We start from the raw sequence: 17,360 nt of genomic DNA on the forward strand, positions 1-17,360 counted from the left end.
AAAAATTAAATATGACACTATCCCTCTATGATCAAGATATTTTACTCTGGGTTGAAGATACTGTTGCGAAGCTCAAAGCACGGGATTTTGAAACCTTGGATATTGAAAATCTGATTGAGGAAGTAGAGGCTTTGGGAACTTCGCAAAAAAGAGAACTATTGAGTCGTTTAATTGTATTACTAGAACATTTACTCAAGCGATTATATGTTGACTTAACCTACGATTATAATGGGTGGGAACGCACAATTCGGACTCAACGAACTGAACTTGATGTATTAATTACCCAAGTACCCAGTCTCAAGTCTCTATGGGATACGAGTTTTCAGGAAGCTTGGCGACGAAGTTTAACTAATGTCAGGAGTGAGTATAAATCAGTCAATTTTCCTTCGGAATGGCCGTATTCATCGGAGTTAGAAATACTCCTAAATTCTAACTTTTGGGAGAATAACTAGGGCTTGCTGTTCGCGTAGCGTGCTGTTAGGCATAAAAGTCCTTTCGTTAGGGCTAGGAGTCAGGAGTCAGGAGGAGAATTAAAGACATTTTTTCATTTCTGTCCGCCCAGAAAAGTGCAAGGCTTTTGAAAGGTATACCAGAAAAACTGTGCATTTCGGGGATCGGAAATCAAAAAATTTGGGGATAACAGATAGCCCAAACTCTTGCCTTTTGCCTTCTTTGTATAAGTACCCAGGCAAAATTAATTGCACATAGTTATTGAAGAAAAAATCTCTGTAAACCTTACCTGTTCCCTGTTAAGAGTTCCCTGTTCCCTGTTCCCTCTCCTAACTATGAAATTTATTTTGCACGACTACTTAGGATGTAAAAACGATGCTGGAATTGGATTTATGGGCCAGAAAAAACAGCTGCTTGAATATCTTCCCGACTGAGAGAATATTTAAAGGAACGTTGGATATCTTGACCATTTTCTCCAGCGTTAATATATCTCACGGTGATTTGTTCAATATCTAACCATAGATCCGCTTGCCAAGTTGGTTTTTGCACGCGCCAACAATGTAACTCGGTGTCATCTTGTTGACAACCTTGCTCTTTTAGCCATTTTTCAATTTGTGGGAGGGGATGGTTATACAGTGGTGTGTTGGCGGGAAGCATAAGCAATTAAAAAAAATTAAAAATTAAAAATTAAAAATTAAAAAAATTCGGCTGGTTGAGGGTTGTGATTTTGGAACATGGAAACTAGATGTTGAGTGGTTGGGGTGGGTTGGGTAAGTTGGGTTTGTAAGGGTTCACCACGCAAAGCAGCAATGGCGATCGCCAATACTAAACAACCAACAAAGGTTAATCCTAAAACAAATAATACAAAGATTTCACCCGATGATAAAGGGCGATCGCTTGCATCCAAGTACATTGATTTAGAATAATCATGGGGTTTATGGGTTGGATGGTTTAAATCTGTTGGTATTTGAATTACCCCAAATCGAGAATAACCAATCTTTAAATCATAACTTAAACGGCGCTCTGGATGACTGAGAGTAGCGTAAGCTTCGTTAATTTCCTGAAATTTGGCAGTAGCAACATGATCAGGTAATTCTGTTGTATCTGGATGATACTGTTTACTTAGTTCCCGATAAGCGCGACGTATATCTATGACTGACGCTGAGGGATGCAGTCCCAAGAGGGTGTAATATGTTGTAGTGTTACTGCTTTGTGCCTGTGTCCCAGTTTGACTCACGGTTTTGATTCACTTTGATCACATCTGTTCTTATATTTTAAATTATGACTACTTTTCCCGTCCTAGTGAGGTGCGGGAATTTAGCATTAAACGCAGATAAACGCAGATAAACGCAGATAATTTTTTCCTGATGATGAGAAAACACTATCACAAATCTGCTATTAATATAGCAATCCTGGGTCATTCTTGAGAAATACACTCATAATATGCCCTCACTAATTAATTTCAGTAAGCATTCAGCTATCAGCCGTCAGCCATCAGCTATGTACCTGAAATATGAAAATACAAATAATGAAAAAATTACCATTAAATCAAATCCGCCCTTGGTTTAAAACTTTCAATTTCCCGCAATTTTTCATACAGTTGCCTTTCTTCAGTAGTAATATTTTTCGGTGTGACTATTTGAATTTCTACTAATTGATCACCCCGTTTACCACCTTCTACGGGATAACCTTTATTAGCTAATCTAAATCTTTGACCGGATCTGACTGCGGGGGGAATGGTCATTTTCACAGGACCATCTAAAGTGGGTGCTTCCACCTGTCCACCTAAAACCGCTTCACTGGGAGTTACAGGAATTTGACAGAAAATATTTGCACCTTCTAGTTTAAACAATGGATGGGTTTCAACAGTAATTTTTAAGTATAAATCACCGCCGCCGATCCCTTGATTTCGCAAGCGGATAGTTTGACCCGTAACCATAGCAGGTGGCATAGTTACTTCGAGCGATCGCCCATCTTCTAAACGTATTCTTTCATTACCACCTTGATAAGCTTTTTCTAGAGGTAAAGTTAACCTCGCTTCAATATCTCTGCGAGTAGTACGGGGTGGTGTGTTAACTGTATAAGCAACTTTGGTTCTGGGAGTGCGAAACGGGTCGCTAGTAGTTGTACTATCAGTATTAGTTCTGGTATCTTTGCGACTGCTAACACCTATGACTGTATTAATAAAACTTTCAAAATCAGGAAACTCGCTGGGATCTACCTCTTGACTAGTACGGGTGTTGGTGCGACTATCTCCCCAACCCTTTGGTTTTGGTGACTGTTTGCTACCAGCAAAGCCTTTTTGTTTCCAGTAGCGGCTAAATTGATCATATTGCGATCGCCTACTCGGATCGGACAAAATTTCATAAGCCTCACCAATAGTCTTAAATTTTTCTTCTGCTTCCTTGTCACCAGGATTAAGATCAGGGTGATATTGCCTTGCTAACCTGCGATAAACCTTTTTAATTTCTTCGCTAGAGGCTTCTTTTGTGACTCCCAAAATCTCGTAATAATCGCGGAAATTTTGCAAGTTTTGCATAGTCAGTTATCAGTTATTAGTTATCAGTGGGAACAGGGAACACTTCGACAAGCTCAGTGCATCGCAGGGAATAGGGAACAGGGAACAGGGAATAGGGAATAGTAAGAGACAAAAGTTACAATTTTCATTTCTCCTGCCTTCTGACTTCTACCTTCTGCCTGCTGACTCCTGAATCTAAAATTTACAGCCAATCATCGTCATCATCCCAATTATCCTGGTAGCTGGGACGACTGGGACGGGGGGGAGGACTGTTATCATAAGAGGAAGAACGATTTTCTCGACCATAGTCTCTTCCATATTCCCTGCCATTGCCTCTACCATTGCCTCTACCATAGTCTCTGTTATAAGAATCCCGTTCTCGATAGGTTTCTCTGGGAGAATAATCCCGTTCCCGTTCTTTATCACCTGTGAAGATTTCCCGAATCGCACCAAATAAATCTTCGTCTTCATCTTCAGCATAATACTCACGGACTTCTCGATTTAGCTCATAGAGAGCATCTTGCAAGTCTGAGTAAGCCTGATCAATGCCCCGATCATCATCATCTTTTAAACTTTCTCGCAGTTCCCGGCAAATATTGTCAATGCGTTGACGACGGTTGCGAGCAAACTGCATCCCCATTTCTAAGGCTACTTCCCGCAGTTGTCTTTCTGCTTGTAAAATCAAAGCTTCGGAACGAGTCCGTTTTTCTACTCTTTCTTTCCGTTCCCGGTCAATATCAGCATATTTCTGAGCATCTTGAATCATTCTGTTAATTTCTGATTCACTCAAAGTAGAAGCACCTTGAATAGTAATACTCTGTTCTCGTCCAGTTGTCCGATCTAATGCCATTACCTGTAAAATACCGTTGGCATCTATATCAAAAGCTACTTGAATTTGCGGTATACCTCTAGGTGCTGGGGGAATACCATACAGTTTGAAACGTCCCAAGGATTTGTTATCTGCTGCCATTTCCCTTTCCCCTTGGACTACGTGAATTTCTACACTGTTTTGGTTATTTTCCGATGTAGAAAAAATATCAGATCGTCTGACGGGGATGGTGGTATTGCGGGGAATGAGTTTTTTCATCACACCACCTATGGTTTCTAAACCCAAGGATAAGGGTGTGACATCTAATAACAGGACATCCTTTGTTTCTCCTGCCAGAATACCTGCTTGAATAGCTGCACCTACGGCTACCACTTCATCAGGGTTGACGTTTTCGCTGGCTTCAATGCCAATTAAATCCTGTACTAGCTGTTTCACCATTGGCATTCTGGTTGAACCACCTACTAATACAACTTCTTCAATATCTACAGGTGATAGTCCGGCATCTTTTAACGCCCGTTTGACTGGGTTACGAATACGACTGATTAAGTCAGCACATAAACCTTCAAACTGGGAACGGGTGAGGCGAGTTTCTAAATGTTTGGGTCCGTCCTCGGTAGCGGTGATAAAGGGTAGGTTAATATCGGTAACGCTGACGGCAGAAAGTTCAATTTTGGCTTTTTCTGCGGCTTCCATTAACCGTTGTAAAGCTTGGCGATCGCGTCTTAAATCTACTCCTTCTGCTTCTAAAAACTGCTCCGCTAACCAATCAACTATTTTTTTGTCAAAATCATTACCACCTAACTGAGTATCTCCACTGGTAGCTTTAACTTCAAAAACTCCGTCACCTACTTCTAGAATAGAAACATCAAAAGTTCCACCACCCAAGTCAAAAACCAGGATGGTTTCTACGTCACCTCTTTCTAATCCGTAGGCTAGGGAAGCGGCGGTAGGTTCATTAAGAATACGTAGCACTTCTAAACCTGCGATTCTGCCAGCATCGCGAGTAGCTTGACGTTGAGAATCATTAAAATAAGCAGGTACTGTAATTACAGCCCCTGTAACAGGTTCACCCAAATAACGACTAGCGTCAGCCGCCAATTTCTTCAGCACCATTGCTGAAATTTCTTCCGGGGCAAATTCTTTATTTAATCGCGGACAGGCAACTTTAATACTGCCCATTTCATCCTTACGAATGGTGTAGGGTACGCGCTTGGAATCTGGATTAAGTTCAGCATACCTGCGCCCAAGGAAGCGTTTAACTGCAAAAAAAGTATTTTGGGGATTCAGCACAGTTTGCCGTCTGGCCATTTGCCCTACCACCCTTTCGCCTTCCTTGCTGAAGCCGACAACAGAAGGGGTGGTTCGCATACCTTCAGCATTGGCAATCACCACCGGCTTGCCACCCTCCATCACGGCGACTACTGAGTTGGTTGTACCCAAGTCGATGCCGACTACCTTGCCCATGCGTTACTCTTCTCCTGCTGCGTGTTTGACTACATCTATATATTATGATTGGGAGGCATATTTTCCGCTTGCAACCAGATGTTAAAAACCGCCCAATGGTATAATTATCATCATTAATTCCATAAATTCAATAATTTAGATAATTTAGAGAAATTGTAGCTTAACCTGTCACTTGCCAAACATAGGATAGCATTTGCAGAAAGGGAACAGGGAACAGGGAACAGGGAACAGGGAACAGAAGGCACTCATACAAAATTAATAATTTTCTTTCCCAATCACCAATCACCAGTCACCAGTCACCAGTCACCAGTCACCAATCACCATCTTGACTTTAAAACAAAGATTGCAAAATCATCTCCAAGAAATTGCACGGGAACGCGATCCTTATATGGCCAGTGCGGGACATTTCTTTGTTCAAGAATACATCCGCAACGAATTAGGACAATGGGGAAGTGTGGAAATCCACACCTTTAAAGTGGGGAGTAAAAGTTGTAATAACCTGATTTTAAATTTACCTGCTCAAGAGAAAAGACAAAAGCTTGATTTTCCTCCGATTTTGGTGGGCGCTCATTATGATGGTGTACCTGGTACTGTAGCCGCTGATGATAATGCTACTGGGGTGGCAGTTTTGTTAGAATTTGCCAGAACTTTTACCCAAGCACCTGCTAGATATCCTTTGCGCTTGGTTGCTTTTGATATGGAAGAATATGGTTTGTTAGGTAGTGCTGACTATGCAGCTTTATTACACCAACAAAAGCAACGTCTACGTTTAATGATTTCTTTGGAAATGTTAGGATATCGGGATTGCAGACCTGGTTCGCAAAGATATCCAGCTTTTTTAGATAGATTGTACCCCAATACTGGAGATTTTATTGGTTTAATTGGCAATTTACGGACTTTAGGAGATTTAGTCAATATCCGTAGTGCTATTAGTAAATCGGGTTTACCTTGTCAGTTACTACCAGTACCAAATCGGGGTTTATTAGTTCCCCAAACTCGACTAAGTGATCATGCACCTTTTTGGGATCAAGGTTATCCAGCAATTATGGTGACAGATACGGCATTTATGCGAAATCCTAATTATCACAAACCGAGTGATACTATTGCTAGTTTGGATTTAGATTTTCTTGTTGGTGTTTGTGAAGGTTTGGAAAGCGGTATTAGGTGTTTGTAAATTTGAATAAAAGTTTAAACAGAAAAATAGCCGATTTCTTTTGGAAAATTTACAGCCAAAGCCTGGTATATTATTAGATCCTTTTTCAGGAAGGCGATCTGGTTTATAGTGAAAAATAGGGAACATCCCAATTTTTAGAAAATAACCTCAGCAACACCAAAAACTCTATTTTTCTCTCTTCCCTTCGTATCCTTTTTGTCCTACCTTGCGGGAACACTTCAGTTAAGGTGGTTTGTTCATTTCACGTCTTTAAATCAGGCAAAAAATAAACTTATATATTTGGGATACTCCTGAAAAATATCCCCGAATTCTTCACAAAATTGAACTTTATTAACGTGATTGAAAGGCTAATTCTGCATCACCTAACCACAATTTCACATTACTAAGCTGTTACACAGCTAAATTGTATAATCCTAATATTCTAAACTCTTGTTTAACAGGCAAGATGCCTGTTCCACTTATATAAATTAAATGCACAACAGCTTACATTTTACTTCCGTCTTTTACTTACGCCTACAAAATGAATTAGAGTTTTCGAGTTATTCTTAATAATTGATGAAAAAACGTACTTCTGTAAATTATGGCTGAACTACCCAAAACCCTAGAAGATGCGATCGCTCAATCTCGTGAAGCGGTAAAATCGGCTTTAGCTGATGGTATCACTCGCATTCAAGTTGAGTTACTGTTCCCAGAACTCAAATTTATGCCAGTTGCAGAACAATTTCTCCCTGTATTCGCTGAATATGAATCTGGTCTTAAAGTCTTCTTTGCAGATGCTGGTGCAGCCGCTTTAGCCTGTCGAGACTGGGCAGATGTACCATTTAAAATTTTAGATATCGGTACAGGAAGAACTGCTTCCCTAGAAGCAAAAATTCAGCCAGAAGATGAAATTTTCCTGTTTATCGCCCCTACTTCCGTAGAAGTACCCCAACTAGAAAAACTTTGTGAATTAATTGGTGAACGCCCCTTTGTCATGTTAAACCCCCGTCTGGAAGACTCCGGTACAGTGGGTATAGGTTATGCAGCGCGAGAAACCCGCAAACGTTTCATTAGTACCATTGAATCTTGCTATTATCTGCGTCCTGTCGATGATGAAAGCGCCCTTATGCGCTGCTATCCTGGAGATTGGGAAGTGTGGTTAGAAACCGCAGGCGAATATCAAAAAATAGCTGAATTACCTAAAAAACCATCAGGTGATGAAATAGACATGATCCTGATGAAAGAACAACCACAAACCACTGACGGAACACCCGCGAAAAAACCCAGTGTGTTTAAGAGTTTGCAGCGGTTTATCAAGGCGTTGAGTAGTTAGGTTTCCGCCAATTTACAACTTAATGTAGAGATGTGGTATTCACAGATGTTGTATACAGCCTCTCTACACAGGTTATTGGTTTATAAATATAAAATCAGCATAGTAAATTAGCATAGTAAATAATATTATGTCTGCCCAATCACTTACCATGTAGGTGTTCCATTACCAATTACCAATTAACAATTACCAATTACCAATTACCAATTACCAGCCTCCACAGATATGATAAGTGTTCAACCGGACATTATATAACTATTTACAGGGCAAAAATATGATATAAAGCTACCAAAAAACAATTAAAAAACCATTGACAAATTATCAAAATTATTCTAATCTTTATCTTATAATTGAAATCTGTGCGCCCATATATAACCCTTTTTAATTACTGCTGATAAATGAATAAGTGATAACTAATAACTAATTAAATATTGGGGCTGAATTTGGAAAAAATGCTATCTTCCCCTCAGCCATGCAAATTTGCCAAAATCCCAATTGTTCCAACCCCTTCAACCCCAACTACAGTAAGTTTTGCATCGTTTGTGGACATGATAAATTTGGTGAAATCCTCAGAAACCGTTACCGTGTTTTGCGGTTATTAGGTGAAGGTGGGTTTAGCAAAACTTACGCAGCAGAAGATGTAGACAGACTAGACGCACCTTGCGTTATTAAGCAATTTTTCCCCCAAGTGCAGGGAACAGGACAACGAGCAAAAGCCGCAGAATTTTTCAAAGAAGAGGCTTTTCGGTTGTATGAACTAGGAGAAAACCATCCGCAAATTCCCCGTTTATTAGCTTACTTTGAACAAGGTTCAAGTTTGTATTTAGTGCAGGAATTTATTATTGGGAAAACACTCCTAGAAGAAGTCAAAGAAAAGACGTATACTGAGAAAGAAGTGCGTCAACTGCTAATAGACTTATTACCAGTTATTGATTTTATTCACAAAAAAAACGTTATCCATCGGGATATTAAACCAGAGAATATTATTAGAAGAAATGCAGACCAAAAACCTGTATTAATTGACTTTGGTGGTGCAAAACAAGTCACCCAAACAAGTATAGCTAGACAAGCAACAGCTATTTATACATTAGGATATGCACCCACAGAACAAATGGCAGGTTTTGCTTGTCATGGAAGTGACTTATATGCTTTGGGTGTAACTTGTGTGAGATTATTAACTCAAGATTTACCCATGCAACATACCTATGGATTGAAAGATCCTCTGTATGATCCGATGAATGCAAAATGGTTATGGAAACAACGTTTACAAGAAAAAGGGATTACTATTAGTGAAGAATTAACATACATTTTAGATCATTTGCTACAACATTTTCCTAGTGATAGATATCAGTCAGCAATAGAAGTGTTACATGATTTAAAACATGATTTCCCAAATAATTTACCAAATAATTTCCCAAATTATTTAAACATCGAATCATCAACACCGATAGAGTTAAAATTTGCCCCTATTATCGAAACACCTACAAAACAACAAAAAATTATTGTTCCTGTTCCAGATTTAGAAACATTTGATTTTGAGATTATTACTGTAGATACAGGAGGGAGAGAACTTTACCGAGACAGAGGAAAGTCCCAATTTTTCGCAGAAGAATTGAATAGAAACGTCACCTTAGAAATGGTATCAATTCCTGGTGGTAGTTTTTTAATGGGTTCACCAGAATTTGAAGGTAATGCGGATGAACATCCCCAACATCGAGTGAAAATAGAACCTTTTTATATAGGGAAATATCCCATTACTCAAGCACAATGGAAAGCGGTAGCAGCATTACCCAAAGTTACTCAAGATTTAAATCCCAACCCAGCAAAATTTAAAGGTGCAAATTTACCGATAGAAAACGTTTCTTGGTATGAAGCAATAGAATTTTGTTTGCGGTTGTCGCTGAAAACAGGAAGAAATTATCGTTTACCGAGTGAAGCAGAATGGGAGTACGCTTGTCGTGCAGGAACTACCACATCTTTTCATTTTGGGGAAACAGTAACTTCTGATTTAATTAATTGTAACGGTAGTGAAATTTATGCAATTGAACCCAAAAGTAATTTCTACAACAAAATAACAGATGTAGGCAGTTTGGATATAGCAAATGCCTTTGGGTTGTATGATATGCACGGGTTAGTTTGGGAATGGTGTGCAGATCCTTGGCATAATAATTATCATGGCGCACCTGTAAATGGTAGTGTCTGGGATATTGGTGGTGATATCCATCGTCGGGTTTTGCGCGGTGGTGCTTGGAATTTTAGCGCGGAACTTTGTCGCAGTGCTAGTCGCAGTTGGAATGAAGCGGAAAGTGGTTTAAGAATGTCGGGTTTTCGGGTGGTGTTTTCCGCTGAAGTTTAAATGTCAACAATAATGAGATAGGGGTTTAGCATTGCTAAACCCCTACATTTTACTTTGTGAGTATAGGTTGACTAAACCAGCTTTAAATCAGGATATTCAGCAAACAAATCATCAGAAGTCAAAGTATCACCTTCTGCTTGGGGAGTCCACAACACTTCAATAGCTAAAACTTGCTCACCGGGAAGACTACCAACTTGTCGTAAAGCTTGACGTAAGTCGTCGGCGCTATTAATTTGGGGAATGTCCCATTTACCCAAGGTTGCAGCTAATAAGGTGACAATAATATACTCTCCTGGACCTTCACTAATTAAACGGGTAGGGTTATCCACATCACCGGGTAATTCTTTAGCCAAAACAGATTTTAACTGATTGTTGACATTAGAAAGAGTTTCTTCGCTAAATTTGCTACGTTCAGCCAAGGATAAACGGTTAAATTGAGATTCAGCCGCGTTTAACTTAGCTTGTTGTGTACCACCACCAGCATAAACCCAATATTCAGGATGACGCAGCAAAGCTAAACTTGCTTCTTGTAAAATTTCTGCTCTTCCTTCTGGAGTGTTGGTATCAGCTTTTTCAGCTATTTGGTTAAGTTCGCTTTGTAAACCTCTAGCTTGTGCTAATAAACCAACTTGTAACCGAGTGATAGAAACATTGGGGTTACTGCTATAAGTTACTTCTTCAGTATCTCCACTGGTGACACGACGGAAAGTTTGGACTAAAAAGTTAGCGATCGCAAAGAAAATCAAAATTGTGAACAGTCCACCAAAACCACCACCAATACCCCAAAAAGGTATCAGGAAAGGAAAACCAAAACCACCACCAGGATAATATCCCCCACCACCAGGAGGTGAGTATGTACGAGGTGTGTAAGTCCTGCTTGATGGCATTCTAAACGAACCGCCGCCAATACGTCCACCACTGCGTGCAGCTAAAGCACCATCAGCATTACCCAATGCTAAAGCCAAAACTAGACCCAGGACAAAAGAAATTTTTAACAGGGGTTTGAGGATTCGTTGTAATTTTTTTTGCATAAACAAGCTACCAAAAAACAATATTTTTAAGATTTTTCTCCTATTGCTAGGATTCAGACAAGGTAGAACATAATCACCACAATCTGCCGCAGGGATTGTCAGCCATATCTTTAATCTACCGTGAATGCACACTACTTGGCAGGGAAGACAGCGAAGATTCCTTGGTTGATAACCGTACCGCAAAATATCTGTACCAGTGCAAAACTTTGGAATCAATTAATTATTACCTTCTCTGGAGCATGACATACTTAACAGCAATAATTTTAACTTAGGTATAACAACCTCTCGGTTAAATTATTTTTGATAGTGAATAAATTTTTTCCGGATCAAGAACCTATGTTCAGCACATATTGGTAAGGAGGTTTAAGTAATCAGTTATCAGTAATTAGCTATCAGTAATCAGCTATTACCTTGAGAAAGCTTGGTAAAATTACACCAGTATTAATCAAAGCAAATGACAACCTATTTATTGATAGTTTTCGTTTTCATACTTATAATCTATCCAACACAATAAATAATAATATTAACTATGAGGAATTACAAAATATTATGTGATTTAAATCATCATTTTGATAGAAGAAGCATAATTCAAAGTATCATTTATTCATGACTTTTTGGCATTTTGGCATGAATTTTGGCAAAATTCAAGCTAATCTACTAAGTATCAGCTAGATTTAATTTTTCCAGCAGTCGCTATACAATTACTGGAGCATATCAACGAGCAACTCTAGCTTTATTTCATCGTGTCAAAATAATCATGTTAAAAATCCTCCTTTGGTAAGAAATTGGCAGACAAGAAACAAATGTTTGATACCAATTTGATACCAATTTTTTGAGCAAATGGGGATAATCAATATTGATTAAAAATTCTGGCATGAATATATTGAACCAAGTTTTGTAGCTACAATTTGCAAAATCAATCAGGAGCATCCCAATTTTGACCAAATGAACGCAGCAACACTAAAAAATCTCTCATAATCTCTTATCTTTGTGTCTTTTGCGTCCTTTGCGGTTCAATCATATCAAGTCTTGGAGCATTTTATTTCCCTAGATAAAAATAAATTTACACATTTGGGATGCTCCCAATCAATCTCTAAACACGATCAAGTTTACTTTACAGATTGATAAGGCTATTTTCATACTTCTTAAAGTTTAAATACATTATTTAATTAGATGCTTTTAACCTTGTTCCCTGTTAAAAGTTCCCTACTGTAGTTTAAAAATTTGCAGCTTATTTATCAACCTGAATTATGGAACATATTTCACAACTAGGAACACAAATTAGGGAGAAAACTGCTTGTCCAGATATTTTAGTTATCTCCCGCATCTTTCATCCCCAAGAAGCTGTCATTGGAGAATATATTTATAATCGTTGTTTACAAGATCCAGACAGAGTAATTGTACTGGCTGCTGGTTGCTGTGGAGATAAAATATTTGATAAATCACAACAGTTTCCTGTTTATCGTTGGACTAACTTGAGTCTTTGGCTGAGTTTATTTGGTGGTAATTTTTTGAGCATTATAATCAAGCCATTATTCAATTTTTTTAACTTTGTTTGCTCATTATTACTAGCCATAAGATTATATTTTCGCTATCATTACCGTTACATCGAATGGTGTCACGGCTACGATTTTCCAGCTTTGTTATTACTCAGTTATATCTTACCGATTCGCTTTTTTATCTACCTCCACGGTAATGATTTGGTTGATATTTCCCGTCATCCTTTATGGCGATTTTTATTGAAAATTACCCTCAAAAGAGCCGAAGGAATTGTTTGTAACAATTCTTATATTAGAGAAACTTTAAGAAATATTTTTCGCTTAGATACTCCTACTCATGTCATTAACCCAATAGTAAGACTAGAAAAGTTTGGTACTCCTAGCAATCTCAGTCATCTGGATGATTTACGTATCCGCTTACGTCAAACTTACAACATTTCTGAAACAGCAATTGTCATTCTTTCTGTCGGTAAATTAATTAAAAATAAAAACTTTGACAAAGTAATAGATAACATTCCTTTACTATTAACTATTGGCGTAGATGTTCATTACATAATTTGCGGAATAGGACTTTGTGAACAACAACTAAAATCCCAATGTCAGCGTTTGCGGGTGGATAAAAGAGTGCATTTTGCTGGGAATGTACCAGAACGGGAATTAGCCAATTATTATGCAGCCTGTGACATTTTCGCCATGCTAAATTTACAGGAAGACAAAGCCAGAAACATAGATAATTTTGATAATTTTGATAATTTTGAAATAGTTCATTTAGAAGCAGGATACTTTGGTAAACCTGTAATCGCCTCTCGCTTAGGGAGTATTTTGGATGCAGTCCACCATGAAGAAAATGGCCTGTTGGTAGATCCCAATTCTGGTTATGAAGTTTTACAAGCTTTCAAAAGATTATGTCAAGACCAACAACTGCGGGAAAAACTCGGTCGTCAAGGACAAGAATTAGCCAAACGCAAAACCTATCACCGCTGGTTATATAATCCTGAATCTCGTTATTCTTGTCTATTGAATTAGATGACTGGGGACTGGGGACTGGGTAATCAATTTGATGTTTCCCAATCACCAATCAACTATCAACTATCAACTATCAACTATCAACTATCAACTATCAACTATCAACTGTCACCTGTCACCTGTAACCTCTTCTATCCTCCACCGACGATGGTAACAACTTCTAGGCGATCGCCATCTTTAATTTGAGTTTCTGTCCAAAACTGACGGTGTAAAATTTCACCATTATATTCCACCGCTACCAAGCGGGGATTAAAACCCAACTGCTGAAGTAATTCTGGTAAAAGCGTTGGGGATAAACAACTGCGTGTTTCCCCGTTCACTTGTAAACTAATTTGATTAGACATAATTCGTAATTGGTAATTACGTTATTTATCTTCCCAGTCCCCAGTCACCAGTCACCAGTCCCCTACTTCCTATAAAGCTGAGAAATAAAATATTGTGTGACTAAAGTAGGTTGTTCAGCTTGCATGAGCGATCGCACCACAGCTACCCGTTGCGCTCCCGCATCCATGACATCATTAATATTACTGGCATCTATGCCCCCAATAGCAAACCAAGGAATTTGACAATTTTTAGCCGCATACCTCACATAATCTAAACCTGCTGCGGCTTTACCTGCTTTAGTCGGTGTTTCATATACAGGACCCACACCAATATAATCCGCACCTTCAGCAATTGCCCCTTGCATTTCTTTTTGATTTGTGGTAGAGCGACCGATCAACCGCTGGGGACCCAACAACTGACGGGCTACAGCAATAGGTATATCTTGTTGTCCCAAATGTACCCCATCTGCATCTACAGCCAAAGCCAAATCTATACGGTCATTAATGATAAACAAAGCGCCATAATCGTGACATAGCTGCCGTAGTTTTCTAGCTCTATCTAAACGAATCATATCATCAGCAGATTTTTCTCGATACTGTAGCAAAGTTAACCCGCCTTTGAGACAAGCTTCCACAATTTCCAACAAATTATCTACCGGGGATGTTACCAGATACAGACGCGATCGCCAAAGTAACTGATGACGTTGATAACCCATCAAAGTGCTTTCCAGGGTGTAAACCTGATAGCGCATTTGCTTAAAAGTTTTCCCCATTTCGGCATCATGAAGCTTGCCATATTCTTCCAAAACCCGCAAAGCTTCTTGTATACGGCAAAAATTAGCTTGTAACAAAGATGTAATTGAACTTCGTTGTTCTTCTTGGGGATGGGTTAAATCAGTACCAATATCACCTGGCGTATCTCGTGCTGCCCTGATTTGTGCAGTATGCCACTTAGAGACCTCTTGACGGAGGTGCTTACAGTCTTCAGCTAACTGGGCATCATTTAAACCAAAACGACACCATTCCTCAATAATTCGCAACCCTTCGCGGGCGCGATCCAAATTTGCGTCTAAAATGCGATAAACCACTTGTTGTATTTGTTGTGTTTGGCTGTGGGCTTCGACCATTAAAATAACCTTGCTTGTAGTCTCACAGAAACATCCAGCCTCTTAAATAATATCTGCATCTTTGCGGTTTTTTGTGAAAAATTGACTAAATTTACCCGGATCAAAAACAGGCACTGGGTGAAAAATAAGAATATTATGGACAAGACTGGTTGAGCGGATAAAAATCATTTGTGTGTTTTTCAGGAGTTATATAAAGTTTATGCCTCCCCTTCAAGAGTTTCATAAGCGTCTACCAAATATCCCTTTACAAAAGCGGATTTGCTCCTACCTACTTAAACCTTCAGTTCTGCCCACCTCAATATTAAGTGTGAGCGTTGCTTTAGGAATAGGAAGTATAGCACTTTTAGACACAAATTTTAGCAGCGCCATTGCTCAGATTACCATCAGATCAGAACAGAAATTTAACGATGAGAGTACAATTTCTCAAGTTAACCTGCTGTTTGTCAACCCCAGTATCGGCAATGACCAAAATGGGAATGGTAGTCGAAACGCTCCTTTTGGGACAATTACTCAAGCTTTGCAACTAGCACAATCAAATACTGTGATTATGCTGGCTACTGGTACATACAGCGCCAACACAGGAGAAGTATTTCCCTTAATCATCAAACCAGGTGTAGCTATTCAAGGAAATATTGGTAAAAAAGGCAAAGGAGTAAATATTGTTGGTGGTGGTGACTATCTCAGTCGCAGCTTTGGCCGTCAAAACGTAGCCATTGTAGGTGCAAATCAAGCCAGTTTAAGCGGTGTTACTGTCACCAACTCTAACAGCCGTGGTTATGGTTTATGGATTGAATTTGCTAATACGGTAGTTGAGGAAAACACCTTTACCAGCAATACCCAAGATGGAATTTCCATCACTGGTAATGCTACTCCCAGCATTCGCAAAAATTATTTTCAGGGTAATGGTGCTAATGGAATTACAATTTCTGGTGATGCCCGTCCTGAAATTAGGGAAAATCTCTTTCAAAGTACCGGTTTTGGGATTAACATTGCCCAAAATGCGGCTCCCGTAGTGGTTGGTAATCAGATTTTAGACAATAGATCAGGGATTGTAGTTCAAGCCAATACTAGCCCAGTTTTGCGGAATAATCTCATTCAAGGCAGTCAAGAAGATGGTTTAGTAGTCATTGCCCAAGCTACACCAGATTTAGGTAATAGCAGAGAACCGGGTGGTAATGAATTTAGAAATAATCGTCGTTATGATATTAACGCCAAAGCTGCTAAACAAGTAGTTTATGCTGCTGGCAATAACCTCAACAAAAATCGCATTAGCGGCAATGTAGATACTAGCGGCACAACAGCACCAATAGTCAGAAATTCTCCACCTACTTCTGTACCTGTAGAGGAAATAGCTACAGAAACAGAAATAGTTTTTGCTGCTGCCAACATTCCCCAAAAATTTAACCCATCTCGCGTGATTTTATCGAGTAGCGGAAATACACGCCCAAATAGTCAATCAGGTCAATCACCACAGCTACCAACTACCAATGTTAACGGACAGGGTTCTTTGCCCAGAAATAATTCCCAAAACACATCGGAATTAAATTATGTGCAGGTTGAACCAGGGGTTATTGAGTTTGTTGCACCTCAACTTATGAGAAATCAACAACCCGATAACCCAAAAACTATTAGTAATTCTAGAATAGCCACAGCACCCAGAAGCTATACAAATACTCGTCCGGGTGTACGTTATCGGGTTGTAGTGCCGGTTATCAGTGACTCACAACAGGAATTAGTGCGTTCAATAGTTCCTGATGCTTTTTCCAGAGTCTTACAAGGTCGCAGAGTCATGCAAGTGGGCGTTTTTAGCAGTCAAGATAGTGCTAATCAAATGGTTCAAACCTTGAGTAGCATGGGTTTGAGAGGCATTATTCAGCCTCTTAATTAGGGTTTGCTGAAAAAGTTATCTGTGAAGGCTAGGTGACAGGTGCTACGCCACGGTGACAGTTTCAAGAGTTGGATAGGAACGATTTTTTCTTTAAGTAGGAATTAAGTGCAAGGTTTTTCAGTTGCCACCTCATAAAAGCTGGCACTTTTTGAAAGCACTTCGGCTTATTCGACTGCGCCCTTCGACTGCGCCCTTCGACTGCGCCCTTCGACACCGCCCTTCGACACCGCCCTTCGACACCGCCCTTCGACACCGCCCTTCGACACCGCTCAGGACAGGCTCAGGACAGGCTCAGGACAGGCTCAGGACAGGCTCAGGACAGGCTCAGGACAGGCTCAGGACAGGCTCAGGACAGGCTCAGGACAG

The 17,360-nt window shown here is 39.5% G+C and carries 13 protein-coding genes; 6 read left to right on the plus strand and 7 right to left on the minus strand.

Annotation, left to right across the window (positions count from 1 at the left end; genetic code table 11):
• The first annotated feature begins 11 nt into the window (after positions 1–11).
• The gene (locus tag PN497_RS24895) at positions 12–452 is read left to right on the plus strand and encodes a DUF29 domain-containing protein (RefSeq protein ID WP_096571095.1); all 441 of its coding nucleotides are present in this window, start codon (positions 12–14) and stop codon (positions 450–452) included.
• Between the two features lie 388 nt (positions 453–840).
• On the opposite strand, the gene PN497_RS24900 is transcribed toward PN497_RS24895, so the two are convergent.
• The 4 genes from PN497_RS24900 to dnaK form a co-directional block, all read right to left on the minus strand.
• A complete protein-coding gene (locus tag PN497_RS24900) occupies positions 841–1,107 on the minus strand; it encodes a DUF3143 domain-containing protein (RefSeq protein ID WP_096571093.1) in 267 nt (88 codons plus the stop codon).
• Positions 1,108–1,144: 37 nt separating this feature from the next.
• Positions 1,145–1,687 (minus strand): J domain-containing protein, encoded by a 543-nt coding sequence (locus PN497_RS24905; protein WP_096571091.1) that lies wholly within the window; start codon positions 1,685–1,687, stop codon positions 1,145–1,147.
• A 306-nt stretch (positions 1,688–1,993) separates the two neighbouring features.
• Positions 1,994–2,989, minus strand: coding sequence for a DnaJ C-terminal domain-containing protein (locus PN497_RS24910; protein WP_096571089.1), 996 nt, complete (start codon positions 2,987–2,989; stop codon positions 1,994–1,996).
• Positions 2,990–3,170: 181 nt separating this feature from the next.
• Positions 3,171–5,261 (minus strand): molecular chaperone DnaK, encoded by a 2,091-nt coding sequence (dnaK, locus tag PN497_RS24915; protein WP_096571088.1) that lies wholly within the window; start codon positions 5,259–5,261, stop codon positions 3,171–3,173.
• A 325-nt stretch (positions 5,262–5,586) separates the two neighbouring features.
• Here dnaK and PN497_RS24920 point away from each other — a divergent pair, with 325 nt between their 5' ends.
• The 3 genes from PN497_RS24920 to PN497_RS24930 all read left to right on the plus strand — a co-directional run bounded on the left by PN497_RS24920 (position 5,587) and on the right by PN497_RS24930 (position 10,100).
• Positions 5,587–6,435 carry a M28 family peptidase gene (locus tag PN497_RS24920; protein WP_096571086.1) on the plus strand — a complete coding sequence of 283 codons (849 nt, stop codon included), beginning with the start codon at positions 5,587–5,589 and terminating at the stop codon, positions 6,433–6,435.
• A gap of 580 nt (positions 6,436–7,015) precedes the next feature.
• A complete protein-coding gene (locus PN497_RS24925) occupies positions 7,016–7,747 on the plus strand; it encodes a DUF1995 family protein (RefSeq protein ID WP_096571084.1) in 732 nt (243 codons plus the stop codon).
• Positions 7,748–8,216: 469 nt separating this feature from the next.
• Complete coding sequence (locus tag PN497_RS24930) at positions 8,217–10,100, plus strand: bifunctional serine/threonine-protein kinase/formylglycine-generating enzyme family protein (RefSeq protein ID WP_096571082.1); 1,884 nt, start codon at positions 8,217–8,219, stop codon at positions 10,098–10,100.
• 71 nt (positions 10,101–10,171) lie between these two features.
• On the opposite strand, the gene PN497_RS24935 is transcribed toward PN497_RS24930, so the two are convergent.
• Positions 10,172–11,131 (minus strand): DUF1517 domain-containing protein, encoded by a 960-nt coding sequence (locus PN497_RS24935; protein WP_096571080.1) that lies wholly within the window; start codon positions 11,129–11,131, stop codon positions 10,172–10,174.
• Between the two features lie 1,250 nt (positions 11,132–12,381).
• On the opposite strand from PN497_RS24935, the gene PN497_RS24940 reads away from it, so the two are divergent.
• Positions 12,382–13,656, plus strand: a complete 1,275-nt coding sequence (locus tag PN497_RS24940) for a glycosyltransferase family 4 protein (protein ID WP_096571078.1) — start codon at positions 12,382–12,384, stop codon at positions 13,654–13,656.
• A gap of 131 nt (positions 13,657–13,787) precedes the next feature.
• Here the strand turns inward: PN497_RS24940 and thiS are convergent, their stop codons facing one another.
• Both thiS and PN497_RS24950 read right to left on the minus strand, forming a co-directional pair.
• Entirely contained in the window at positions 13,788–14,000 is a 213-nt protein-coding gene (gene thiS, locus PN497_RS24945; RefSeq protein ID WP_096571076.1) for a sulfur carrier protein ThiS, read from the minus strand.
• Between the two features lie 62 nt (positions 14,001–14,062).
• Positions 14,063–15,106, minus strand: coding sequence for a thiamine phosphate synthase (locus tag PN497_RS24950; protein WP_096571074.1), 1,044 nt, complete (start codon positions 15,104–15,106; stop codon positions 14,063–14,065).
• 307 nt (positions 15,107–15,413) lie between these two features.
• Between PN497_RS24950 and PN497_RS24955 the strand changes: the two genes are divergently transcribed.
• A complete protein-coding gene (locus PN497_RS24955) occupies positions 15,414–16,994 on the plus strand; it encodes a DUF1565 domain-containing protein (RefSeq protein WP_272111025.1) in 1,581 nt (526 codons plus the stop codon).
• The last annotated feature ends 366 nt before the right edge of the window (positions 16,995–17,360 follow it).

Origin of the sequence: Sphaerospermopsis kisseleviana CS-549 (genome assembly GCF_028329225.1) — a bacterium.
Classification (GTDB): Bacteria; Cyanobacteriota; Cyanobacteriia; order Cyanobacteriales; family Nostocaceae; genus Sphaerospermopsis; species Sphaerospermopsis kisseleviana.